The sequence below is a fragment of the Rugamonas sp. FW305-51 genome (genome assembly GCF_058786935.1).
On the sequence record NZ_JBYSZG010000042.1, the window covers coordinates 29349 to 52420 of the forward strand.

General features: G+C 68.8%; 19 protein-coding genes. 4 read left to right on the plus strand and 15 right to left on the minus strand.

Annotation, left to right across the window (positions count from 1 at the left end; translation table 11 throughout):
• Positions 1-2 precede the first annotated feature (2 nt).
• The 4 genes from AC3WOS_RS22735 (at position 3) to AC3WOS_RS22750 (ending at position 4686) form a co-directional block, all read left to right on the plus strand.
• Entirely contained in the window at positions 3-1631 is a 1629-nt protein-coding gene (locus tag AC3WOS_RS22735) for a hypothetical protein (RefSeq protein ID WP_492718798.1), read from the plus strand.
• Between the two features lie 63 nt (positions 1632-1694).
• Positions 1695-2615: an NAD-dependent epimerase/dehydratase family protein gene (locus AC3WOS_RS22740; protein WP_492718800.1), complete on the plus strand. Its 921-nt coding sequence runs from the start codon at positions 1695-1697 to the stop codon at positions 2613-2615.
• Positions 2615-3853: a class I SAM-dependent methyltransferase gene (locus tag AC3WOS_RS22745; RefSeq protein WP_492718802.1), complete on the plus strand. Its 1239-nt coding sequence runs from the start codon at positions 2615-2617 to the stop codon at positions 3851-3853. The genes AC3WOS_RS22740 and AC3WOS_RS22745 overlap by 1 nt, the downstream gene beginning before the upstream one ends.
• A 20-nt stretch (positions 3854-3873) precedes the next feature.
• The gene (locus AC3WOS_RS22750; RefSeq protein ID WP_492718804.1) at positions 3874-4686 is read left to right on the plus strand and encodes a glycosyltransferase family 2 protein; all 813 of its coding nucleotides are present in this window, start codon (positions 3874-3876) and stop codon (positions 4684-4686) included.
• A gap of 69 nt (positions 4687-4755) precedes the next feature.
• Here the strand turns inward: AC3WOS_RS22750 and AC3WOS_RS22755 are convergent, their stop codons facing one another.
• The 15 genes from AC3WOS_RS22755 to AC3WOS_RS22825 form a co-directional block, all read right to left on the minus strand.
• The gene (locus AC3WOS_RS22755) at positions 4756-6135 is read right to left on the minus strand and encodes an amidase (RefSeq protein WP_492718806.1); all 1380 of its coding nucleotides are present in this window, start codon (positions 6133-6135) and stop codon (positions 4756-4758) included.
• Positions 6132-7295: an N-acetyl sugar amidotransferase gene (locus tag AC3WOS_RS22760; RefSeq protein ID WP_492718808.1), complete on the minus strand. Its 1164-nt coding sequence runs from the start codon at positions 7293-7295 to the stop codon at positions 6132-6134. The genes AC3WOS_RS22755 and AC3WOS_RS22760 overlap by 4 nt, the downstream gene beginning before the upstream one ends.
• A gap of 7 nt (positions 7296-7302) precedes the next feature.
• Positions 7303-8190, minus strand: a complete 888-nt coding sequence (locus tag AC3WOS_RS22765; RefSeq protein ID WP_492718810.1) for a hypothetical protein — start codon at positions 8188-8190, stop codon at positions 7303-7305.
• Positions 8184-8720 (minus strand): GNAT family N-acetyltransferase, encoded by a 537-nt coding sequence (locus AC3WOS_RS22770; RefSeq protein WP_492718812.1) that lies wholly within the window; start codon positions 8718-8720, stop codon positions 8184-8186. Before AC3WOS_RS22770 ends, AC3WOS_RS22765 begins: the two co-directional genes overlap by 7 nt.
• An 80-nt stretch (positions 8721-8800) precedes the next feature.
• Positions 8801-10099: a DegT/DnrJ/EryC1/StrS family aminotransferase gene (locus tag AC3WOS_RS22775; RefSeq protein ID WP_492718814.1), complete on the minus strand. Its 1299-nt coding sequence runs from the start codon at positions 10097-10099 to the stop codon at positions 8801-8803.
• Between the two features lie 2 nt (positions 10100-10101).
• A complete protein-coding gene (locus tag AC3WOS_RS22780) occupies positions 10102-11175 on the minus strand; it encodes a Gfo/Idh/MocA family protein (RefSeq protein WP_492718816.1) in 1074 nt (357 codons plus the stop codon).
• A complete protein-coding gene (locus AC3WOS_RS22785) occupies positions 11172-11843 on the minus strand; it encodes a glycosyltransferase family 2 protein (RefSeq protein WP_492718818.1) in 672 nt (223 codons plus the stop codon). Before AC3WOS_RS22785 ends, AC3WOS_RS22780 begins: the two co-directional genes overlap by 4 nt.
• Entirely contained in the window at positions 11825-12904 is a 1080-nt protein-coding gene (locus AC3WOS_RS22790) for an N-acetylneuraminate synthase family protein (RefSeq protein ID WP_492718819.1), read from the minus strand. The genes AC3WOS_RS22785 and AC3WOS_RS22790 overlap by 19 nt, the downstream gene beginning before the upstream one ends.
• Positions 12891-13763, minus strand: coding sequence for a dTDP-4-dehydrorhamnose reductase family protein (locus tag AC3WOS_RS22795; RefSeq protein WP_492718821.1), 873 nt, complete (start codon positions 13761-13763; stop codon positions 12891-12893). Before AC3WOS_RS22795 ends, AC3WOS_RS22790 begins: the two co-directional genes overlap by 14 nt.
• Positions 13764-13771: 8 nt before the next feature.
• Positions 13772-14476 carry a pseudaminic acid cytidylyltransferase gene (gene pseF, locus AC3WOS_RS22800; protein ID WP_492718823.1) on the minus strand — a complete coding sequence of 235 codons (705 nt, stop codon included), beginning with the start codon at positions 14474-14476 and terminating at the stop codon, positions 13772-13774.
• A 10-nt stretch (positions 14477-14486) separates the two neighbouring features.
• On the minus strand, positions 14487-15494 hold the full coding sequence (gene pseB, locus AC3WOS_RS22805) for a UDP-N-acetylglucosamine 4,6-dehydratase (inverting) (protein WP_492718825.1): 1008 nt from the start codon (positions 15492-15494) through the stop codon (positions 14487-14489).
• 94 nt (positions 15495-15588) lie between these two features.
• Positions 15589-16941: an HlyD family type I secretion periplasmic adaptor subunit gene (locus tag AC3WOS_RS22810; RefSeq protein ID WP_492718827.1), complete on the minus strand. Its 1353-nt coding sequence runs from the start codon at positions 16939-16941 to the stop codon at positions 15589-15591.
• Entirely contained in the window at positions 16914-19058 is a 2145-nt protein-coding gene (locus tag AC3WOS_RS22815; RefSeq protein ID WP_492718829.1) for a peptidase domain-containing ABC transporter, read from the minus strand. Before AC3WOS_RS22815 ends, AC3WOS_RS22810 begins: the two co-directional genes overlap by 28 nt.
• A 149-nt stretch (positions 19059-19207) precedes the next feature.
• Positions 19208-22456, minus strand: a complete 3249-nt coding sequence (locus AC3WOS_RS22820) for a beta strand repeat-containing protein (protein ID WP_492718831.1) — start codon at positions 22454-22456, stop codon at positions 19208-19210.
• 211 nt (positions 22457-22667) lie between these two features.
• Positions 22668-23072, minus strand: a 405-nt coding sequence (locus tag AC3WOS_RS22825; protein WP_492718832.1) for a hypothetical protein, incomplete at its 5' end; no start/stop codon positions are given.

Consider the following 23072-nt stretch of genomic DNA (forward strand, 5'->3'; position numbering starts at 1 on the left):
ACATGGCTTCGATCTTCCTGGTTAACCGAACCGACTTTCTGCAGGCACAGGCCAGCCTCGGCCCGCAGCTGGCCGACACGGAGTGCCTCACCCATTCGGCCGACGTCTACAACGCCCTGTTGGCGGCGGGCACCCGGCACGTCACCTTCGTCGATGCCACGCCGCACGGCGCGGCCGACCTGGCGCGCTGCCACCTGGAAGCCGACCGCATGGCGCGCGCCTTCGACGCCCAGCTGTCGGAACTGCGCACGCGCCACCTCGGTTTCCCCCTGGCTTCGCTCGGCTGGGATTATCTGAACCTGTATTTCATCGCGCTGACGGTGCTGCGCTGGTCGCGCTTCGCGCCGCAGCTGGCGGCCGCCATGCCGCAGCGTGCCAGCCTGGCCCACTTCACGCTCGACAACAGCCAGGACTTCTATTTCGACTCGGCCCTGCAGCGCCACTTCCTGGCCGGCGCGCTGCGCCAGCGCACGGCGGGCGAGCTGCGGGCCTTCCTGGTGCCGCCCGGCCGCCCTTTCGTGGCCGACGCCGCGCGCTTCGAGCTGGCACTGGGCGATGACGAGGACAGCCATTACGAAGCGCTGGTGCACCTGCCCACCGTCTATTACGACTATGAATTCCACCGCCAGCGCCTGGCCGGGTTCCACGCCGGACGCCTGCTCGATCTGAGCAGCACCTACTTCGACATCCCGATCGGGCCCGACCGCGTGGCCCTGAAGCTGGGCGGGCCGGCGCGCGCCACCAGCCTGGCCCAGCAACAGTACCTGGACGCCGTGCGCAGCGCCACGGGCGCGCTGTACCAGTGCCTGTGTCCGGATCTGCCGGCCCCCATCGTGCAGGCGCAAATTGAACGCCAGCTCAACAAGTCGCTGTCGCAGCTGCGCGCGTACGACCAGCTGTGCACGGCGCCCAAGTTCGCCAACATCCGCTATCTTTACCTGAGCGACCACGATGCCGGCCTGTCCGGGCCACTGGCGACCTGGGCCAATCTGCGCGCCCTGCCCACGGAAATCCACCCCCATTCCTCGGTGGCCGTGACGCCGTTCCCGGTGCTGGCCCAGGGACGCAAGCATGGCTACGTGCGCACGCCCGATTCCTTTGCCGAGCTTGGCAATGAACGCTCGGTCTGGGCCCAGCGCCTGGTCACGGGCACCGCGGCCACCGGGCGTGCACCGTACGTGCTGCTGCTGCTCAATGCCTTGACCGATCCGGGCGGCGTGCCGACCTGTTCCTTCGCGGCCATCACTGGCTTCATGGCCGACGCCATCGCGCTGTGCGCCCAGCATGGGGTACCGTGCAAGGTGCGCGTCAAGGCCAGCTGGGATATCACCATCGTGCTCACCAGCGCCCTGCGCGCGCTGGGCACGCCGGACGCCACGCTGGCCGACCTGTACGCCACGGGGCCGCTGGAACCGTGGGCCGAGCGCACCTCGCTGTGCATCGCGCTCGACCAGCCGACCACGGCCCTGATCAAATTCCTCAACGGGGGCGCTGACTGCGTGCAAGCGATCGACCGCCCCTACACGGAAACCGAACTGCACACTTTGCCCGAGCACGATGTCTTGCTCAGCGACTACAATGGCGCCATGGCGGCGCTGCGGCAACAACTTACGCGGCAGGCCCCGGGCTAGGCGCCCGGCAGGCCGGGCCGCCCCCGGCCAGGCGCCTGCCCCATCACACCACGGAGAACGTCTTTGGAAACTACCAATTCAGTCAGCACCGATGCGCAGCACGTCCTGCTGGTGGGCGGCTGTGGCTATATCGGCAGCTATATGTACGGCCAGCTGCGCGCGGCCGGCTTCAAGGTGACCGTGGTTGACCGCCTGACGCGCGGCAACCCCGGCGCCGTGCCGGACGTGCTGGTGACCGATTATGCCGAGCTGGACCCCGATTACCTGAGCCAGTTCGATGCCGTGGTCTGGTTCGCCGGCCACTCGAGCGTGGGCCAGTCCGTGCTCGATCCCAAGGGGGCGCTGGCCAACAATTGCCTGAACCTGTTCAACTTCGCCAAGAAGCTGCGCCCGGAAACCAAACTGATCTACGCCTCCAGCGGCAGCCTGTATTCGACCAAGGCGGCCCACACGCTGCCGGCCTCGGAAGTGTCGCTGGCCACCATCCCGTCGCAAAATCCGTATGACATTTCCAAGTTCGCCTTCGACTATATCGCGCAAAACTTCCTGGAAAACTTCTACGCCTTGCGCATGGGCACGCTCTCAGGCTACAGCCCCAATGTGCGCGAGGAGCTGGTGTTCAACTCGATGAACCTGGCGGCCGTGCGCAGCGGCCAGGTGCGCCTGATGAACAGCGAATCGAACCGCACCATCCTGTTCCTGTCCGACCTGTGGGTGCTGATCAAGAAGCTGCTGCAGACGCGCCAGCAACCGGGCATCTACAACGCGGGCAGCTACTCGTGCAAGATGGGCGAGCTGGCGCACGGCATCGCCATGGCATGGAATGCGCAAGTGATGTACCAGGGCGATTCGGAAACCTATTCCTTCCTGCTCGACACCACCAAGATGAAGGCCATCTGCGGCGCCGAGCTGCCCACGCTGACCCTGCAGGAACGCTGCCAACAATTTATTCACGATTACCGCGCCGCCAAAGGAACCGTCTAATGAGTAGCTACCCGATCACCCACTGCCTGTGCTGCGGCGGCGGCCATCTGCGCATGGCGCTCGACCTGGGCCAGCAACCGCCGGCCAACAGCTATACCACCAGCGCCAGCGAGCAGGTGCCGGCGTTCCCGCTGGGCTTGAACGTCTGCCTCGATTGCTGGAACGCCCAGCTCAGCTATTGCGTCGACCGCCAGCAGATTTTCGACCAGTACGCCTACGTCAGCGGCACCTCGAAAACGCTGGGCCAGTTCTTCACCTGGTTCGCCGACGCGCTGGCGCGCAGCTTGCCGGCCGGCGGCCGGGTACTGGAACTGGCCGCCAATGACGGCAGCCTGATACGCGAAATGCAGCGCGCCGGCCTGAGCTGCGTAGGGGTGGACCCGGCCGCCAACATCACGGCCCAGGCCCAGGCCGCGGGCCTGCCCGTGCTGTGCGGTTACTGGCCGCAGGCGGCGGCCCAGATCGAGGGCCAGTTCGACGCCATCGTCTGCATGAACGTGGTGGCCCACGTGGACGATCCGCTGGCCTTCCTGATCGGCTGCCGCGACAAGCTGCGCGCCGGCGGCACGGTGCTGGTGCAGCCGTCGCAGGCGCGCATGTTCGAGAACGGCGAGTTCGACACCATGTACCACGAGCACATCTCGTTCTTCAACACCCGCTCCATGGCGCGCCTGGCCGAACGGGCCGGCCTGCGCCTGGTCGACACCTTCCTGGTCAAGGTGCACGGCGACAGCCCGGTCTACCTGCTGCAGCACGCGGACGCGCCACCGGCCGCCGGCTTCCGCACCCCGTTCCTGGAAGGCCAGTTCGCCATCGCCGAATCGCTGCCCGAGTACGAGCAGCGCATCGGCCTGTTCGACTGGCACACCTACGAGCGCTTCGGCCAGACGGCGCGCACGGTGGTGCAGAACGTGGTGGAACTGGTGGCGCAGCAGCGCGCCGCCGGCCGCGCCATCGTGTTCGTGGGCGCGGCGGCCAAGGCCATGACGCTGGTCAATGCCGGCCACATCCAGCCCGACCTGTTCCTCGACGAGAATCCGCTCAAGATCGGCCTGTATGCACCCGGTTCGGGCTGCCGTATCGAGGCGCTCGACGCGGTAAGCAAGCTGGACCGCCCAGCCCTGTTCGTGTTCGCGGCATGGAACTTCCGCCACGAGCTGGCCGCCAAGGTGCGCGCCCTCGGCGTGCCGGCCGGCTCCGTGCTGTACTCCTATTTCCCCACCGCGGAATACCTGTAACCGCCCCACCGGACCTTTCCATGCGCACCGTCATCTGCCATTTCTACAACGAAGAGTACCTGCTGCCCTGGTGGCTCAAACACCATCTGCCCCTGTTCGACTATGGCATCCTGATCGACCATGGTTCGACCGACCGCTCGGCCGAGATCTGCCGCGAACTGGCGCCCAACTGGCGCCTCGTGCGCAGCCGGCTGACCCATTTCGACGCCTACCTGACGGACCTGGAGGTGATGAATTACGAGCAGGAGATGGTGGGCTGGAAGATCGCGCTGACGGTGACCGAGTTCCTCGTGTGCAGCGTGCCGCTGGCCCAGCTCGAGGCCTCGCTGACGGAAATGGGGCGCATCGGCTGCGCCGCCTCCGGCATGCTGGTGATCGACGACGATCCGGCCCAGATCCCCACCTACGACCGGCCGCTGCCGCTGCAGAAACACTTTGGCATCGACGACAACGCCATCCCCACCGTGGAAGAGCGCATGCGCATCGGCAACATCGGCGGCCAGCCCACCCGCAACCGCTTCTACCACCATAACGCGGTCGGCATGTACACCCCGGGCCGCCACGGCTCCTACCTGCCGGACGCCAGTTTCCGCATCCTCAACCTGATGGTGATGGTGTTCCACTATGCGCCGTGGACCGAGCGCACCATCGCCCGCAAGATGCAGATCGCCAACAAGCTCAATCCGGCCGACGTGGCGCGCGGCTGGGGCAACCACCACTTGCGCAACGCCGAGACGCTGCAGGGCGACTACCAGCGCAAGCGCGAGGTGTCGGTCGACTTCATGCAGCACGCCCACGCGCGCGACGCGCTGCTGTTTAGCTGCCAGTACTGACCGACGGCGTCCCGGGACGCCGGCCCCGCCCCGCCCGGCGCCGGCCGGCGCCGGCGCCGTCAAGCGCCGTTAGCGGCGAAACTGCGGCTGCGGATAAGTGTCCAGCCCGCATACCCCGTGCGCCTGCAAGTGGCGCGCGAAGTCCAGCAACAGATAGTCGTTGTAACGGCGCGCGCACAGCTGGGCGCCGAACGGCAGGCCGTTCGGGCCGCTAAACACCGGCAAGTTCAAGGTCGGCACGCCGGCCAGGGTCCAGATCAGGCAATGGTCGGGACGGTCGACCGAATCGAGCCCGCGCAACGCTTCGCCGCCGGTCGACAGGTCCAGCAGGATGTCGTAGTCCTGGCGCATCACATCGTCGAGCTGGTGCGCCAGCACGTTCTGTTGCTGCTGGGCCCACTGGTATTGCTCCACCGTCACCGCGTTGCCGCGCGTGACGATGTCATACATGATGGGACTGACCAGCGTGTGCGCGGCGAACTCCTCCTTGAAGTAATAGGCCAGCGCCTTGTCATAGATGGTGTTGTGGATATCGTGCGCCTGGCTGAAGCCGGCGGGCAGCGGGCAGTCCACCACTTCGACCTCGGGCAGCGCGGCCAGACGCTGGGCGAATTCCGTCAGCGCCTGCTGGGCGTACGGTTCGGCGCAGGCCCATTTCGGCCCGCGCACCAGGCCCACCCGCCACGCACGGGCGCCCCGGGTTTGCCGCGCCGGGTCGTTCAGCAAGGCGTGCGCGATGGGGAAGTCGATGCCGTGCACGCGTACCGTGTCGAACAACAGGCCCAGGTCGTCCACGCAACGGGCGAACATGCCCACCGTGTCCAGGCTGTCGGTGGTCTTCAGCATGCCGGTGCGCGGCACCAGGCCGAACGAGGGCTTGTAGCCATAGACGCCGCAATAGCTGGCGGGACGGATGATGGAGCCGGCCGTCTGCGTGCCCAGCGCCAGCGGCACCATGTGGGCGGCGGTGGCGGCCGCCGAACCGCTCGACGAGGTGCCGGGGATGTAGTCCAGGTGGTGGGGGTTGCGGGTCGGGCCGGGCGCATGCACGGCAAACTCCGCCGTCACGGTCTTGCCCAGCACCACCGCGCCGGCCATGCGCAGGTAGTGCACCACGCGCGCATCGTTACCGGGCGTAAAGCCGTCCCAGATCGGGCTGCCCATCTGGGTCGGCATGTCGGCCGTGTTGAAGATATCCTTCACCCCCACCGGCAAGCCGCACAGGGCGCCGCCGCTGCCGTCGGCCAGCTTCAGGTCGGCCGCGGCCGCCTGGCGCAGGGCCAGTTCCGGGTCGAGCCAGGTCCAGGCGTGGATCTCGGCCTCGTGGCGGCCGATGCTGTCGAGGCAGGCCTGGGTCACTTCGACGGCGCTGGCCTGGCGCCCGCGCAGCAGGCCCAGCAGCTCGCTGGCCGTGCAGTCGGCCAGCGTGGTTGGCACCGGCGCGTTCATGGCTTCACCTGCGACAGGCGGTAGGCTTGCACGGCGGCGGCGAACTTCTCGTCCGTCAGGCCGCCCCCGGCCGTCACCTGGGCCCGGTGCTGGCGCATGACGGCGTTGAACTCGTCCTCGCTGAAACCGGTGATCTGCAGGTACCAGTCGAGCGCCGGCGGGCGTTCCGTGTCGGCCGCCTTGGCCAGCTCGAACGCTTCCTCGCGCGTCAGCAGGCCGGCGCGCACGTCCACGCTGGCGTGATCGGTGCCGCGCCCGAAGCCGCGCTTGAGGAACTTGGTGTAGTCGTGCACGCCGGCCATGCGGCACTCGACGCTCTTGTAGTTCTTGTAGGTGCCTTCCACCTTGTCTTCGCGCCAGTCATAGACGTCGCGCACGAACTCCATCTGGCGCTCGTCGTCCCAGAAGATGAAGTCGCCCAGGTGGATGCCCACCACGCCCAGCCGTTCGATGTCCTCCACCGACGGCAGCTTGAAGCACGACATCTCGCGCAGGCTGATCTCGTCGTTGACCATCTCCTCCGGGTAGCGCTTGGCCGACACCTTGGTGAAATAGTCGCGGTCGAACTTGCGCACCGGATTGCGGTGGGTGGCGCGGCCCGACGTTTCGGCGATCGACTCGCCCCAGATCAGCAACGGGATCTTGTAGCGTACCGCCGTCTGCATGGGGAAGGCGCCCACCCCCGAGTGGCAATGCCAGCAGGCGTCGCCGATCTTGAACAGCGACTGGCGCGCCAGCCGGTTCACCAGCGAGCGGCTGGGCGAGAACATGACGTGGTCGACGTCGAATTTCTCGAGGCAGTTCTGCAGGTTGTACTTGCCCGTCTCGGAGAACCAGGTGTGGCTGAAGGTGACGGCCAGCGCGCGCAAGCCATACACCTTGGTCAGCACGTGCAGCTGGAAGGTGCTGTCCTTGCCGCCGGAGATGGGGATGATGCAGTCATACTCGTTGTTCAGGCTCTTGTAGTAATCGAGGATCTTGCGCAACTCCTGCTCGCGCTCGACCCAGTTGATGCGGATCTTCTGTTCCGACGACTGGCACGCCTGGCAGATGCCCATTTCGTCGAACTGCATGCCTTCATTGGTTTCCGGCATGCAGCAGCGTGCGCAGTACTTGATATCGGGAAACAGCGGCTGGCCGTATGTGTTGTTGATAGTCATGTGACACCTATGTGGTTAAAGCGGACAATCGAAGGATTTCAGGATGGGGCAACACGCACGGCGGCGCCCATGGCGGCACGGTGGACACCACCCGCCGCCCGGCGGCCAGCGCCACCACCATCGCGTAGGTCTGGCAACCGGCCACGGTATCGGCCCAGGCCAGGGCGTCGGCCAGGGTCGGATGCTCGTCCAGCGCCACGTCCAGGTGACGCTGGCGCGCCAGCCACGGCCCGTACTTGCCGGGCGGGTCGGACGGGTGGGGCCGCAGCCGGATCGGGCTGCCCGCATCGAGCCCGAGCCGGGCCAGCTGGGCCACGAAGTAGTCCAGCGCCAGCAGTTCGCCCGGCTCGGCCAGCACGCCCCAGGCCGCCCGTATCGGTTCGAGCACGTACAGCACGCGCTGGCCGGCATGGGACGGGCGCGGGCGCTGGCCGACCAGCGCCACTTGCCGCTCCAGGTAAAGGTTGGGCTGGCAGCGCACCGGCAGCGGCGCGAACTCGGCCTGTGCCAGCGCCAGCGCATGGCCGTCGGTGACCCAGATCTCGTCCGGCAGCACCTGCTGGCCGGCCCGCACGAAGCGGGCCCGGTAGTTGGTCCAGTGGTCGATGACGGCCACGCTGCGGATGCCACGGGCGCGCGCCTGGCGCCGCGCTTCGTGCTCGAACGCGCTGGCCCAGCCGGTGCCGCTCAGCAGCATGGCGGCCCCCTCCAGCGCCTGCTCGAGCGCCAGCACCGGCCCATGGCCACCCTGCTGCCACAGCGCCAGCGCCGGCCCGGCCAGGCAAGGGCGCGGCGCGTCCCCCAGCTGCCCGGCCTCGTACCAGGCCAGCAGATGGTTGGCGGCCCCGGCGTCATGGGCCACCAGGGCCAGCGGGGCGGACAGCGGCGCTAACATAGCGGGTTGAATGCGGCGAAATACAAGATGTCCTGCGGCTGGCCGTCCACCAGTTCCTGGCCGCTGCGCACCCCGTCGGGCACCATGCCGCAAGCCTGCATGATGCGCACCATGGGCCCGTTGCAGCGCAGCGTGCCGCCCGTCACCTTGCGGGTGCCGCCGGCCAGCAGGTGGGCCAGCATGGTGGCCCAGGCGTCGCGGCCCCAGCCCCGGCCCTGGCCGCCCGCGCCGATCAGCAGGCCGATGTCGGCCGTGCCGTGGACGGCGGCACGGTACACGGTCATGGTGCCGACCAGGACGCCGGCATGGCGGATCGCCATGAACAGGTTGTCGCTGTCGTCGAAACTGGCCAGGTAGGCGCGGCAACTGGCCGCGTCGTGGCGGCGGAAGCGCTGATTGCTGTAACGCATGAGCTGGCCGTCGTTCAGCCAGCCCACGTAGTCGGGCCCGATGTCGGCCACCTGGAAACGGTGCAGCGTCACCACTTGCCCGCGCAGCACCAGGCTGGGTTGCTCTTGCTGCTTATGCATGGTGGGTGGGCCTCGTGCTGTGCGTCAATATCGCTACCATAACCAAATACGGCAACCGGTGCAAGTGAGGCCGTCGCCGCTCAGTCCGCCAGTTCGGCGCGGTGCCGCAGCACCTTGTGGATGGCGGCCACCAGATGGTCGATATCGTGCTCCGTCAGCGGTTCGCGCATCAGGGGCGTGTAGACCAGTTCCTGCTCGTGCATGCGCTCGACCACCGGGCAGCTGCCCTTGCTGTAGTCGTACTGCACGCCGGCGTTGACGCTCCACGGGAAGCCGTCGCGGCCGATGGCGATCTGGCGCTGGTAGGCCGGCGCCAAGTACAGCGGACGGACATAGGCTTCCACCAGCCCGGTCTGCTCCCACACGGTGGGCGTGGGCAGCTCGGCGTTGACGGCCGCCACGAACTGCGGGCGCGACAGGCCCAGCACGGCGCAGTCGAGCTTGATCGGATACAGGTAATAGGCATGCCCGGCCCCTTCGGCCACGGCGGCCGGGGTCAGGCCGGCGATGCCTGCCAGGGCGCCGCTGAAGTGCGCGGCCAGGCGCTGGCGGGTGGCCAGGTAGTCGTCCAGCCGGTCGAGCTGGGCCGCGCCGATGGCGGCCTGCAGCTCGGTCAGCCGGTAGTTCGAGCCTATCATGTTGGTCAAGTCTTCCACCTGCAACGATTCGACCAGGTTTTCCCCGTGGTTGCGGATCAGCTGGCAGCGCAGCGCCAGCTGGGCGTCGTCCGTGACCAGCATGCCCCCTTCACCGGTGTGGATATGCTTGTGGTAGTTCAGGCTGAAGCCGCCGATGTCGCCGATGGTGCCGACCGGCCGGCCCTTGTAGTGCACGCCCGGCGCCTGGGCCGCGTCCTCGATCACGCGCAGCCCGTGCTGGCGGGCCAGCGCCATGATGGGGTCCATGTCGGCCGCCTGGCCGAAGATGTGCACCACCATGATGGCCTTGGTGCGCGGCGTGATGCGGGCCGCGATGCTGGCCGCGCTCAGGTTGAAGGTGTCGGGGTCGATGTCGGCGAACACGGGGATGCCGCCGTAGAACAGGATGGCGGTGGCGCTGGCCGACATGGTGTAGGGCGAGACGATCACCTCGTCGCCGGGACCGATGCCGATGGCGCCCACGGCCGTCATCAGGCCGGTGGTCCAGGAATTGATGGAAATGGCGTGGCCAAAGCCGTATTTGTCGGCCCACTTGCGCTCGAATTGCTGCACCTTGGGGCCGCCCAGCCATTGCGGGCCGGGGCTGCCGAAGAAGCCCGACAGGTGGTCGCTGTCCATCACCTCGATGACGGCCTGCTTTTCGCTTGCGCCCATGGTGCGGCGCACGGCGAACGGTGTGCTGCGGGTCGGCGTGCCGCCCTTGATTGCCAGTTCAGCCAAGATCATTCTCCCATCAGTGTTTGAGTATCGTCCAGTTCGGCCAGGGTCACCCAGCGGCCATGCTCGGCCGCCGAACGCCGTACCGCCTCGACCGCCAGCGCCGTCTGCAGCGCCGTGTGGATGTCGCTGTTGGCGCGCGCGATGGCGCCGCCGGCCAGTTGCAGGGCCTGGGCCGCCATCCGCTCCATCGCCTCCAGCGCGTGGGCCGCCAGCGCCTGCGGCGCGCCCGGCACCGTGTAGCCGGCGTAGTGCGGATCGGCGGCCAGTTCCGTATAGCGCACGGTGCGCCCGCCCAGGGTCAGCTCGCACAGGGCCGTGCTGCCCAGCACCCGCAGCTCGAAACAGGTGTAGGCGCGCTGGTCGGTGCCCAGCATGGTCAGCTGGAAGCGGCGCCCGCCGTCGTCCTCATATTCGAGCTGGGCGTCCAGGGCGCGGTCGCGCCCCTGCGACCAGTCGGCCTCGCCCGGGTCCAGCGGCGAACCGAGGGCCCGGGCCCGCAGCGGCCGGGCGTCGCACAGGAAGGCCACCAGGTCCACCATGTGCGAGCCGTTGTTGGTCAAGCCCTTGCCATAGGTGCCCACCAGGCGCTCGATGGGCCCCATGGCGCCGCCCACGATGCGGGCCCGCAAGTCCAGCATGGCCGGGTCCCAGCGGCGCGAGAAATTGACCACCGTGCGCACGCCGGCCGCGTCGATGGCGGCCACCAGGCGCCGGCTCTCGGCCAGCGTGGTGGCCAGCGGCTTTTCGATCACCAGCACCTTGACCCCGGCCGCCAGGGCCGGCTGCACCACGTCCCAGCGCGCCGCGCTGGCACTGGCCACCACGGCCAGGTCGACGGGGCCGGCCGCGAACATGGCGCCCGGATCGGCGTAGGCGCCGGCCACGCCCCAGCGGGCGGCGGCGGCGCGCGCCTTGTCCAGGTCGGGGTCGCACACGGCCACCAGCACGGCGCCGGGCTGGCGGCTGAAGCCGGCCGCATGGGTCAGCGCGTACGGCAGGGCCGGCCCGGCGGCATCCCACTGGGTGCCGATCAGGCCGCAGCCGGCGATGGCCACCCGCAGCGGCGCGCCGCTCACGGGGCGCTCCGCAGCTGGCCACGGCCGTAGCGCAGCAGCAGGATGCACATGGCGCGCAGGATCTTGTAGTTGGCCTGGAAGCGGCGCCCGAAGCGGGGCGCGTCGGCCCGGTCGCGGGTCAGGATGGGCATTTCCACGTAGCGGCAATGGTTGACCATGGCGCGCACGGCCAGCTCGCTGCCGATCGACTGGAAGCTGTCGAAATGGCCGGCCCGCTGGTACAGCTCGACCGCGTAACCTTTCATGCCGCACAGCGGGTCGCGCACCGACCACAGCCAGCCGGCCAGGGCGGCGAAGATCACTTCGCCCACCCGCTGCAGGCGGTCGCGCACGCCCAGCACCAGCTCGTTGCCCTGCTCCAGGTGGGCGATCATCTCGGCCAGCTGGGCCGGGTTGTGCTGGCCGTCCGCGTCGAGCGTGACGATGTAGCGCGCGCCCAGCGCGGCGGCGCGGGCAAAGCCCGTGTTGAGGGCGCCGTCATAACCCTGGTTGCTGGCGTGGCTGACCACGTCGGCGCCGGCCGCGCGCGCCAGGGCCGCCGTGTCGTCCTGCGAGCCGTCGTCCACCACGATGGGATAGCCGTAGGCCCGCACCCGCTCCAGCACCGCCCCTATCGTCGCCGCCTCGTTCAGGGCGGGGACGACGATGGCTACGCGAGGTCGGTCCATCGCAGGTAATCTCCAGCCATGATGGCGCGCGTCAGGCGCTTGCCCGGCACCTGCGCCAGCGCCAGCGGCGAGACGGCGTCGGCCGGGCAGGGCCGCAGCACCGTCACGTGTTCGCGCGTGAGCACGCTGCCGGCCGGCAGGTCCTGCACCAGGCGGATGGCGCGCCGCTGCAGCACGGCCGTCTGCTTTTCGTTTTCCTCGACCCGCTTGATGCCGTTACCGAGCGCCAGTTCCAGTTCGCGGGTGGCGTCGACCATGTCGCGCCAGGCCTTGGGGCTCATCGAGAAACCGTGGTCCGGGCCGTCGCGCCCGACGTCGTCCGTGAAATGCTTTTCGATCATGCGCGCGCCCAGCGCCACCGCGCCCAGCACCGTCGCATGGCCCAGCGTGTGGTCGCTCAGGCCCAGCACCATGTCCGGATACATGGCGCGGTAGCATTTGAGCACGTTGAGCTGGATGTATTTGAAATTCTCCAGCTGCGCCGTGTAGTTGGTGTTGCACTGCATCAGCGCCAGCTGCGGATTGATGGCCAGCGCGGCCTGCACGGCGCGGTCCACATCGTCCATGCTGGAGGCGCCCGTGGCGAGGATGGTGGGTTTGTGCTTGGAACAGATGTGTTCGATGATCTCCAGCCACGTGATGTCGCCGGAACCGATCTTGAAGGCCGGCACAAAGGGGTCGACGTGATCGACCAGTTCCTTGTCGTACGGGCTGGTGAAGAAGCAAATGCCGGCCTTGTCGCAGGTTTCCTTGAGCGTCGTGGTCCACAGCATGGGCACGCTGGCGTCCGCGTACACTTCGACCACGCTCTTCTTCCACTTGGCCTGGTGCGACTGCTGGCCGCCCAGCGCCTTGAAGCCGGCATCGCTGACGATGGTGTTGGCCTTGAAGTGCTGGAACTTGGCGGCGTCGGCGCCCGCTTCGGCCGCCATGTAGATCAGATCCTTGGCCCGTTCCAGGTCGCCGTCGTGGTTGGCGGCGATGTCGGCGATGAAGTAGGTCGGGTGGGCGTCGCCGATGGCTTGGCCCTGGATGTGCAGGATACGGTCAGGCTGGTTCACGGTAGACACTCCGCAGGGATAGAATTTCATCGTTAAGGGTGGGCAGGCGCACGCCCAGCGCCTGCTCGAAGCGGGCGCTGTCCATGCGCATGTCGGTCGGCCGGCGCGCGCTCAGCGCGGCCGAGGCGCTCGACAGGGCGCGCCGCAGCGCACGGTCGGGCAGCTGCAGCGCGGCTGCCAGCGCGTAGGCGAAATCGGCCTTGCTCATGCCGTCGCGCGCGCCGAGGTTGTAGACGCCCGGCGGACGCTGCTCGACCACGCGCGCGATCATCGCGCACAGCGTCTCGAGCGACAGCGGGGAAAACTGCACATCGTCGAACACGGTCACGGGCGTGCCGGCCCGCAGCGCGCCGTACAGCCAGTCGCTGAAGCTGACGCGCCCGGCGCACCGGCTGCGGCCAAAGAAATTGGTGCGCAACACGGTGCTGGGCACGCAGCCGGCGGCCAGTTCGCCGGCCAGCTTGGACAAGGCGTAGGTGTTGCGGATGGTGAGCTGCTGCTCGTCGTGCGGACCGGGACCGTCGTACAGGTGGTCGGTCGAGATCTGCACCAGGTGGCAGGCCGGGTGCCCCTTCATCCAGCGCGCCAGGTGCTCGACGCTGGCCGTGTTGAGCAGGTAGGCGGCCTGCGGGTCGCGCTCGCAGGTATCGACGTTGGTCAGCGCCACCAGGTTCACGATGCAGTCCGGCTGCGCCGCGTCGAGCATGGCGGCAGTGGCGTGGTAGTCGCACAGGTCGGCCTGCAGGTCGGCCGCGCCGCTATGGCCATGCCGCAGCACCGTGTGACCGGCGGCGGCCAGCAGCGGCGCCAGCGTGCTGCCCAGCATGCCGGTGGCGCCGGTAACGACGATGGTCGCCATGGCGCCGCTCAGACCAGGTCGCCGTTGCGCTTGAGCGCGTCGTACATCAGTTCGGCGCGCTTCCAGTCTTCCAGCGTATCGATGTCCTGCACCATGTGGCGCGGCAGCACGTAGGCCACGGAGTCGGGCGCGAAGAAGATCTTGTCGCTCAGGTAGGCCGCGGCCGCGCCCCAGTAGAACTGGCCGGCGTCCATGTAGGCCTCTTCCAGGTCTTGCGAGCGGGTGTTGTAGTGCTCGGGCTGAAACATTTCGACGTGGCCGTCCGCAGCCACCTTGAAGCTGCGCTGGATGGGGAACGGCATGCTGGCGGCGCTGAACACATAGCCGCTCACGTGGCGCTGCTGCAGCAGCGCCAGCGCGCCGCGCAGCGCGCTGGCCTGGATGAAGGGGGCGGTGGCGTAAATGCAGCACGCGTAGTCGACCGGTCCCAGGTTCTGCTGCACCCACTGTACCGCGTGCTTGATGACGGGCACCGTGGTGGCGTGGTCGTTGGCCAGCTCGGGCGGGCGCACGAACGGCGTCTCGGCGCCGTACTGGCGCGCCACTGCCGCGATTTCCTCGTCGTCGGTGCTGACGATGACGTGGTCGAACAGGCCGCTGTCCCTGGCCGCCTTGATCGAATAGGCGATCAGGGGCTGGCCGGCGAAGGGGCGGATGTTCTTGCGGGGGATGCGCTTGCTGCCGCCGCGGGCGGGAATGATGGCGATCTTCATCGGGGCTCCGTCAGTAACCGGTGCGTTCGCTCAGCGCGATCAGCTGGCCCAGGCCTTCCGCGTCGAGCACCTCCGGATTGGTGCCGGAATTGTATTCGAAGCCGCCGGCCACCGGCACGCCGTCCTCGCCGAGCCGGTTGCGGCGGTAGTCCTCGCGCGCGCTGACCACGATCGACGGCTGGATCACGTAGTGGTCGTGGAAGGCCAGCGTCAGGTGCGAATCGTCGAACGGGCACATGATCTCATGCAGCTTCTCGCCGGGGCGGATGCCCACTATCTTGTGCGGCAAGTTGGGCGCCAGCACCTCGGCCAGGGTGGTGACGGTGGCCGACGGGATTTTCGGGATGAAGATTTCGCCGCCGTGCATGCGCTCGAAATTCTTGATGACGAAGTCCACCCCCTGCTGCAGCGTGATCCAGAAGCGCGTCATGCGCGCGTCCGTGATGGGCAGCTCGGTGGCGCCCTGGGCCAGCAAGCCCTTGAAGAAGGGGATGACGGAACCGCGCGAATTGATCACGTTGCCGTAACGTACCACCGAGAAGCGGGTGGGCCGCGAACCGACCATGTTGTTGGCTGCCACGAACAGCTTGTCCGAGGCCAGCTTGGTGGCGCCGTACAGGTTGATGGGGTTGGCCGCCTTGTCGGTCGACAGCGCGATCACGCGCTCGACGCCGCAGGCCAGCGCCGCGTGGATCACGTTCTCGGCGCCGTAGATGTTGGTCTTGATGCATTCCATCGGGTTGTACTCGGCCACCGGCACGTGCTTGAGGGCGGCCGCGTGGATCACGTAGTCGACCCCGTCCATGGCCTGGGTCAGGCGCGCCTGGTCGCGTACGTCGCCGATGAAATAGCGCATCTGCGGCGCGTTGTAGGTCTGCGCCATCTCATACTGCTTGAGCTCATCGCGCGAAAAGATGATGACTTTCTTGGGCTGGTAGCGCGCCAGGATGGTCTTGACGAACTGCTTGCCGAACGAGCCGGTGCCGCCGGTGATGAGGATGGTTTTATTGTTCAGCATAGCATCTTCCAAAAGAGGTGGAACGGGCCGCGGGCGGCTCCGCTATTATGCACAGTATGCCGCGCGTCAACAACCGCGCGCCATGAAAACGGGCCTAGGGCTCGCGCGCCGATTCGCTCACGGCCTTGGTCAGCGGCCACACCAGATACGACAGCACGGTGCGCTTGCCGACCACGATCTCGGCCGACAGGGTCATGCCCGGCAGCAAACGCGCCTGGGGCGGCAAGTGCTTGAGCGGCTGCGTGCCCAGCGTGATGCGGCTCAGGTAATAGGCGTCCAGGCCCTGGCCGGCCGCCGCGTCGCGCCGGAAGGCATCCTCGCTGACGGTGCGCACCGTCGAGGCCAGGTCGCCGTGGCGCTGGAACGGGAACGCGTCCAGCTTGACGTGCACCGGGTCGCCGGGCTTGATGTAGCCGACGTCGAGCGCGTCGATCTGGACTTCGGCCTCGAGCCGGGCCGACAGCGGCACCAGCGTGAAGAACGGCTCGGCTTCGCGCACGATGGAGCCGGTCGACAGCTTGGCAATTTCCAGCACCACGCCGTCGGCCGGCGCCACCATGCTCACCAGCTGGTGGCGCTTGTCGGCCTTTTGCAACTGTTCCTGCACGTCGTTGCGCTCGCGCGAGATGACCAGCATATCCTCCATGGCCTTCTGGCGCCAGCCCTTGTTGAAGGCGGACTTGTCGGCCTCCAGGCCGGCCAGCTCGCGCTTGATTTCCTGCTCGCGGTTCAAGGTCATCAGCTGGTCGCGCTCGACCTCGAGCCGCTTGTCGCGCGCTTCCAGCAGATGGACGCGGGCGCCGAAGTTCTGCGCCAGCAGCTTTTCCTGCATGGTTTCCATTTCGCGCACCGATTTCAGGCGCGCCGCCAGCACTTCCTGGTCATGGCGGTTGGTGTCCAGGCTGGCGCGCAGGCGGGCGATGTTCTCGTCCAGGCGGCGGATCTGGGCCTCGTAGTTGGCGCGCCGCTCCTGGCCCAGCCGGGCCTGCAGCACGCTGTCGGCATCGGTGGCGCCGGCGCCGCCGTCCTTGCCGGCCAGTTCGCGCGCCAGGCTGTCGGTCTGCGTGTTCAGGCTGCGCAACTTGGCGCGCAGCTGCGCCTCGTCGGCCTGGGCGAAGGTCGGGTCCAGCGTCGCCAGCCGTTCGCCCTTGTGCACCACCTGGCCCACCCGCACCTCGATCTTCTGCACGATCGACGTCTCCAGCGGCTGCACCACGATGTTGGGCAAGGGGTTGATCAGGCGGCCGCGCGCCACCACCACCTGTTCCAGCTCCGAGAAGCTGGCCCACAGCAGGGCCGCCGCCAGGGCGGCGGCCAGCACCGGCAGCGTGATGCGGGCGAAGGCCGGCAGCGGACGCAGCTCGATCTCGTCGGCGTCGGGCAGGAAGTCGACGACCTTGGCGGAACGCTGGGCGGTGCTTACAGATGGCTTGTTTGTTGGTTCCATAGGTGCTGGTAGGTTTCGCTGCGCTGTAACAGTTCTTCGTGGCGGCCGCTGTCCATCAGGCTGCCGCGCTGCATCACCAGGATGGCGTCGGCGTTGACCAGGGTCGAGAGGCGGTGCGAAATCATGATGACGGTGCGGCCGACGGCGATGCGCGCCAGGTTGTTGATGAAGATCGCTTCGCTTTCCGGGTCCAGCGCGCTGGCGGCCTCGTCGAGGATGAGGATGCGCGGCTTGGTCAGCAGCGCGCGCGCGATCGACAGCCGCTGCTTCTGGCCGCCCGACAGGTTGCTGGCGTTTTCCTCGAGCAGCGTGTCGTAGCCCTGCGGCATGCGCTCGATGAACTCGTCGGCGCCGGCGGCCTCGGCGGCAGCCACGATGTCCTCGAAGGTGGCATCGTTCTTGGCGGCGGCGATGTTGTCGCGCACGCTGCCGCGGAACAGGAAGTTTTCCTGCAGCACGACGCCGATCTGGCGCCGCAGGTGGGCCAGGTCGATCTCGCGCGCGTCCGTGGCGTCGAAGCGGATGATGCCCTCCTGCAGCGGATAGAGGCCCTGGATCAGCTTGGTGAGCGTGGTCTTGCCCGAGCCGCTGCGCCCGACGATGCCGACGATGGTGCCGGCGGCGATGGTGAAGCTGGCCCGGTCCAGGGCCGTGGTGCTGGCGCCCGGATAGCGGAACGTGACCTGGTCGAAGGTGATGCTGCCGGCCAGCTGGGGCCGCAGGCCGCCGGCCCCGGCCCGGCCTTCGGGCGCGCGGTTCATCACCTCGCCCAGCATGCGCACCGACAGCGCCGTTTCCTGGTATTCGTTGACCAGGCCGACGATGTTGATCAGCGGCGACACGACGCGCCCGGTGATCATCTGGAACGCGATCAGGGCGCCCACGCTGAGGGTCTGGTCGAACACGTCCTGGGCGCCGATCACGATGATCACCACCGGCAGCAGCTTGCCCAGGAAGTCGGTGATGGCGTTGCCCGTGATCGAGATCTGGCCGACCCGGAAGTGCATCGAGATCGATTCGGCCGAACGCTGGTCCCACAGCTTGCGCTGGGTCGGTTCCAGCGCCAGCGCCTTGACGGTGCGCATGCCGTGCACCGTTTCCACCAGCATCGCCTGGCGCCGGCCCTCGGCCGCGTACAGGTCCTGCAGGCGGCGCTGGAAGGTCGGCACCATGGCCGCCACCACCGCGCCGATGGCCACCGTGAAGGCCAGCGTGATCATGGCCAGCTTGACCGAATAGGTAAACAGGATGGGCAGGAAGATCACCAGCGCGGTGGTATCGAGCGCCGTGAAGAACAGGCGGCCGGTGAGGAAGTTGCGGATCTTTTCCAGCTGCTGCATGTGGCGCGTGATGACGCCGGCGGTGGTGGTCTCGAAATAGTCGATCGGCAGCGACAGCAGGTGGCCGAAGGTGCGCCGGGTCAGGCGCATGTCGATCTTGTTGGTGGCCGCCAGCGTCAGGATCTGGCGCAGGAAGCCGAAGGTGGCGTCGAAGGCCAGCGCGATGACGATGCCCACCCCCAGCACCACCAGGGTCGAGGCGCTCTGGTGCACCAGCACCTTGTCGATCACCAGCTGGAAGAACACGGGCGAGGCCAGCGCCAGCAGGTGCATGGCGACGGCGGCCACGGCGATGTCGCGGAAGGCGGCCTTCTGCTTGAGGATCTCGGGGATGAACCAGCGCAGCCCGAACGGCTGGTTGACGTCGGTGAGCGCGTGGCGCCGCTTGACCAGCAGCACTTCGCCCTCCCAGCGGCTGCAGAACTGGGCGCGGTCGAGCAGCAACACGCCGGCCCCCTCTTCCAGCGGATCGAGCAGCGCCACCTTGCCGTCGCCGTCGTCGGCGCGGGCGCCCACCACGATGACGGCGTTGCCGTTGTTGAGGCGGGCCATCAGCGGAAAGACGCCGCCCTGGGCCAGCAAGCCTTCCCAGTCGAGCTTGCTGATCCTGGCCTTGAGCCCGATCTCGGAAGCGATCCGCACCAGCAGCGCCCCGGCCGGTTCCTCGGCGCCCAGTGCATAGTCGTCGATCACGCGTTCCGGGTTGATTTGCAAGCCATGGTGCTGGGCGATGGCCGTCAGACACTGGACCACGGTATGGGGAAATTTAGCTTGCATTGTTCAGACGACGGATGAAGACATGGAACGCGACCTTTCAGGTTCGGCCGGCGATGCGGCGCAGCACGATTTTACTCCAGCGGCGGGGCGCGGTGGCCGATTTCCGGCCGGCCCCGTGCAATTGGGGCGCCGGCCGGGACGGGGCCGCGTCAACGCGGCAAGGCCAGCGGCGGCAACGGCGCTTGCCAGGCGTTGGCCGTGTCGGCCAGCAGCGGCTGGGCGCCGGGCGCGGCCGGGGCGCCGGGCTGGCGCATCAGCTCGACCATGCGCCCGACCGCCGCCAGCGCCGGGCCGGCGCATCCGGCTCCGGCCGTACCGTCCAGCGCCGGGGCGGGCGCCAGGTCATTGCGCGCCACCCGGTCGTCATAAGCGGCGATGGCCTGCGCCAGCTGGCTGACCTTGCCGTCCAGCGCCGGCGCCGCGCCGAACCAGACGTCGGCCATGGCATGGCTGCGCCCATCCGTGCCGGTGTAGGCCGATTCCAGCCCGACCCAGTTGCCGTTGCTGTGGTAGCCGGCCGTGTGGGGCCGCAGATCCAGGCTGGCAATGCCGCGCTCGCCCAGACTGCTCAGCTCACCGGCCTGGCTGACGCCGTCCGCGTTGGCGTCCACCCAGACCCGCAGGTCGGCGTAGGCGCTGTCCCTGGCATCGATGACGCCGTCGCCGTTCTGGTCCAGTGCGGCCAGCGCCTGGTAGCCGGTGCGCGCCTTGCTGCCGTCGGCCAGCGTGACGCCGCTGCCGAACAGTTCGCCACCATCGCCGATCACGCCGTCATGGTTGCGGTCCAGCGCCAGCAAGCCGTCGCCGGCGCCGACCCAGCCGGTATTGACTTGCTGGCCGTCCGCGTTCAAGTCGAACCGCACCCCGGCTGACAGGTTCAGCGTCTGCACCCCGTTGCCGTCCAGGTCCAGCACCAACGGGGTATTGCCGGCGAATTTCAAATGCTGGATCTGGCTGGTACTGAGGGCCGCGATCTGGGGAGCGGTCAGGGCCGCCGCCTGGGCACTGCTCAGGGCATCGAGCTGGGCCGTGCCCATGGCGCTCAGTTCGGTGGTGCTGAGCACGCGCATGGCGGCCGTGGTCAAGGCTTGCAGCGCGGAGGTGCCCAGCGCGGCGAACTCGGCCGGCGCCAAGGCCGCCACCTGGACCGTGCGCAAGGCGTGCACCTGGGCCGACGTCAGCGCGGCGGCCTGGGCGGTGGTGAGGCTGGCGATGGCCGACGTGCCGAGCGCCGCCACGATCGAGGTGCGCAGGGCCGCCAGGCGGTCGGCCGGCAGCGTGGCCAGCATCTGCTCGCCCAGCGCGGCCACCTGGCTGCTGCGCAGGGCCGCGATGGCGCTGCTCGACAGGGCCGCCACCTGCAGCGATGACAGCGCTTGCAGCTGGGCCGTGCGCAATGCCACCACCTGGGCCGTGCGCAGCGCCTGCAGCTGGCCCGTGGCCAGGCTGGCGACGGTGGCCGTGGCCAGGCTGGCCACGGCCGAGCTGCGCAGGGCGCCGATCTGGTCGACGGTCAGCGCGGCCAGCGCGCTGCTGCCCAGCGCCGCCACCTGCGCCGTCTTGAGGGCGGCCACATCGGCCGTGGCCAGCGCCTGCAGCTGGCCGCTGCCCAGCACGCCGAGCTGGTCCGGGTTCAGGCCGGCCACCTGGCCGGTGCGCAGCGCCGACAGCTGGGCGGTGCTCAGGCTGGCGGCCCACGCCGTGCCCAGGGCCGCCATGGCCGAGCTGCGCAGGGCGCCCAGCTGGTCGAGCGTCAACGCGGCCAGCGCATTGCTGCCCAACGCGGCCACCTGCACCGTCTTGAGGGCCGCCACATCCGCCGTGCTCAGCGCCTGCAGCTGGCTGCTGCCCAACACGCCGAGCTGGGCCGTGTTCAAGCCGGCCACCTGGCTGGTGCGCAGCGCCTGCAACTGGGTGGTGCTCAGGCTGGCGGCCCAGGCCGTGCTCAGGGCCCCAATGGCCGAGCTGCGCAGGGCGCCAAACTGGCCTGACGTGAGCGCGGCCAGCGCGCTGCTGCCCAGCGCCGCCACCTGCGCCGTCTTGAGGGCGGCCACATCGGCCGTGGCCAGCACCTGCAGCTGGCTACTGCTGAGTGCGCCGAGCTGGTCCGGGCTCAGCCCGGCGACCTGGCTGGTGCGCAGCGCCTGCAGCTGGGTGGTGCTCAGGCTGGCGGCCCAGGCCGTGTTCAGGGCCGCAATGGCCGAGCTGCGCAAGGCGCCGAACTGGTCGCCGGTCAGGGCGGCCAGCACGCCGCCGCCCAGCGCCACCACCTGCGCCGTCTTGAGGGCGGCCACATCGGCCGACGCCAGCGCCTGCAGCTGGCTGCTGCCCAGCACGCCGAGCTGGTCCAGGGTCAGTCCGGCGACCTGGCTCGAGCGCAGCGCCTGCAGCTGGCCGGTGGCCAGGCTGGCCACGCTGGCCGTGCCCAGGGCGGCGATGGCGGCGCTGCGCAGGGCGCCGAAGGCGGACGAACTGAGGGCGTTGAGGTCGCTGGCGTCGAATCTGGCGACCTGGGCGGTGCCCAGGGCCCGCGCTTGCGCGCTGCCCAGCGCGCCCAGCTGGCTGGCGTTGAGCGCATCGATCTGCCCGCTGCCCAGCGCGGCCACGGCGCTGCTGTTCAGGGCGGCGATCTGCCAGGTGCCCAGGGCGGCGATGAAGGCCGTGCTCAGGACGGCAACCTGGGCGGTCCGCAAGCCCGACAGCGGCAGCGCGCCCAACTGGGTGGCCGACAGCACGGCCAGCTGGGCAGTGCTCAAGCCCGCCACTTGCCGGCTGCTCAGGGCGGCCAGCTGGCTGGTGCCCAGCGCCGTCCAGCCGGACGTGGCCAGCGCCCCGATGGCGTAGCTCGACAGGGCGTGGATCTGGCTGGTGGTCAGCTGGTCCAGCAGGGTGGCCGACAGGGCCGTGAGCTGGGACGAGGTGAGGGCCGCCACGTCGGCGCTCGACAGCGCCAGCAGCTGGCCGCCCGACAGCGCGGCCACCTGGGCCGAGGTGAGCGCGCCGACCTGGACGTTGCGCAACGCCGCGACCTGGGCCGTGCTCATGGCCGCCAGCCCGCCCGTGCCCAGCGCCTGCAGTTGCGAACTGCGCAGCGCGCCCACGTCGCCCGCCGTCAGCATGCCCAGCTGGCCGGTGCTCAGCGCGGCGATCTGGCCCGTCGTCAAGACCGCCACCTGGGCGCTGCGCAGGGCCAGCAACTGGGTGCTGGTCAAGGCGCCCACATCGGCCAGCGACAGCGCCATCAGTTGGGCCGGTTTCAGCAGCTGCAACTGGTCGCCGCTCAGGGCCTGCAACTGCCCCGTGCTCAACGCCGCGACCTGCGCGCTGGTCAGGGCGGCGATCTGGGTGGACGTCAAGGCGGCAATGCCGGCGCTGTCCAGGCTAGGGATGTCTATCATGGCGATACTCGAAGTGGGCGGGGAGATCGAAAAAAAATGCCGCAAGGCAATAAACAAGTTCGACGATACCTGTTCTGCCTGCGGCGGTCAATGCTCTTCTGGCGGGCCTGGTCCAGCCGTGGCGGCCGGCCACGGCCCGTGGGGGGGGGGGGGGCAGCCGCCACGGCACCACGGGCCGGGAAGTACTCCCGGCCCGGCCCATACTTCATACTTACTTGGCCACGGCCAGCCAGCCGTGCTGGGTAGTGCCTGGCTGGGCTGGCGTGCTCTGGCCTGGCGCTGCCAGTGCGTTCGCGCTGCCTGCCGCCAGTGGCGCCTGGGCGTCGTACTGCCTGAGTGCCTCGACCATGCGGTCCACGCTGGCCAGGGTCTGGCCGGCGTTGGCCTGCTGGGCCTGGTAGGCCAGGCTGCCGCCCGCCGCCGCCGTCTCGGGCGCGCCGTAGCCGGCGATGGCCTGGGCCAGGCCGCTGACCTTGCCGCGCAGGTCGGTGGCCGGCGCCGTCTGGAACCAGACGTCGGCCATGCTGTGGCTCTGGCCGTCGGTGCTGGTGTAGCTCGACTGCAGGCCAACCCAGTTGCCGTTGTTGCTGACGGCCGCCTGCTGGGCCTTCAAGTC

Bases quoted from the DNA above. Each gene is read 5' to 3' on its own strand.
- AC3WOS_RS22750 (WP_492718804.1), top strand. From the start codon at position 3,874: ATGCGCACCGTCATCTGCCATTTCTACAACGAAGAGTACCTGCTGCCC.
- AC3WOS_RS22755 (WP_492718806.1), bottom strand. From the start codon at position 6,135: ATGAACGCGCCGGTGCCAACCACGCTGGCCGACTGCACGGCCAGCGAG.
- AC3WOS_RS22735 (WP_492718798.1), top strand. From the start codon at position 3: ATGGCTTCGATCTTCCTGGTTAACCGAACCGACTTTCTGCAGGCACAG.
- AC3WOS_RS22765 (WP_492718810.1), bottom strand. From the start codon at position 8,190: ATGTTAGCGCCGCTGTCCGCCCCGCTGGCCCTGGTGGCCCATGACGCC.
- pseB (WP_492718825.1), bottom strand. From the start codon at position 15,494: ATGCTGAACAATAAAACCATCCTCATCACCGGCGGCACCGGCTCGTTC.
- AC3WOS_RS22760 (WP_492718808.1), bottom strand. From the start codon at position 7,295: ATGACTATCAACAACACATACGGCCAGCCGCTGTTTCCCGATATCAAG.
- pseF (WP_492718823.1), bottom strand. From the start codon at position 14,476: ATGAAGATCGCCATCATTCCCGCCCGCGGCGGCAGCAAGCGCATCCCC.
- AC3WOS_RS22820 (WP_492718831.1), bottom strand. From the start codon at position 22,456: ATGATAGACATCCCTAGCCTGGACAGCGCCGGCATTGCCGCCTTGACG.
- AC3WOS_RS22770 (WP_492718812.1), bottom strand. From the start codon at position 8,720: ATGCATAAGCAGCAAGAGCAACCCAGCCTGGTGCTGCGCGGGCAAGTG.
- AC3WOS_RS22785 (WP_492718818.1), bottom strand. From the start codon at position 11,843: ATGGACCGACCTCGCGTAGCCATCGTCGTCCCCGCCCTGAACGAGGCG.
- AC3WOS_RS22795 (WP_492718821.1), bottom strand. From the start codon at position 13,763: ATGGCGACCATCGTCGTTACCGGCGCCACCGGCATGCTGGGCAGCACG.
- AC3WOS_RS22810 (WP_492718827.1), bottom strand. From the start codon at position 16,941: ATGGAACCAACAAACAAGCCATCTGTAAGCACCGCCCAGCGTTCCGCC.
- AC3WOS_RS22815 (WP_492718829.1), bottom strand. From the start codon at position 19,058: ATGCAAGCTAAATTTCCCCATACCGTGGTCCAGTGTCTGACGGCCATC.
- AC3WOS_RS22745 (WP_492718802.1), top strand. From the start codon at position 2,615: ATGAGTAGCTACCCGATCACCCACTGCCTGTGCTGCGGCGGCGGCCAT.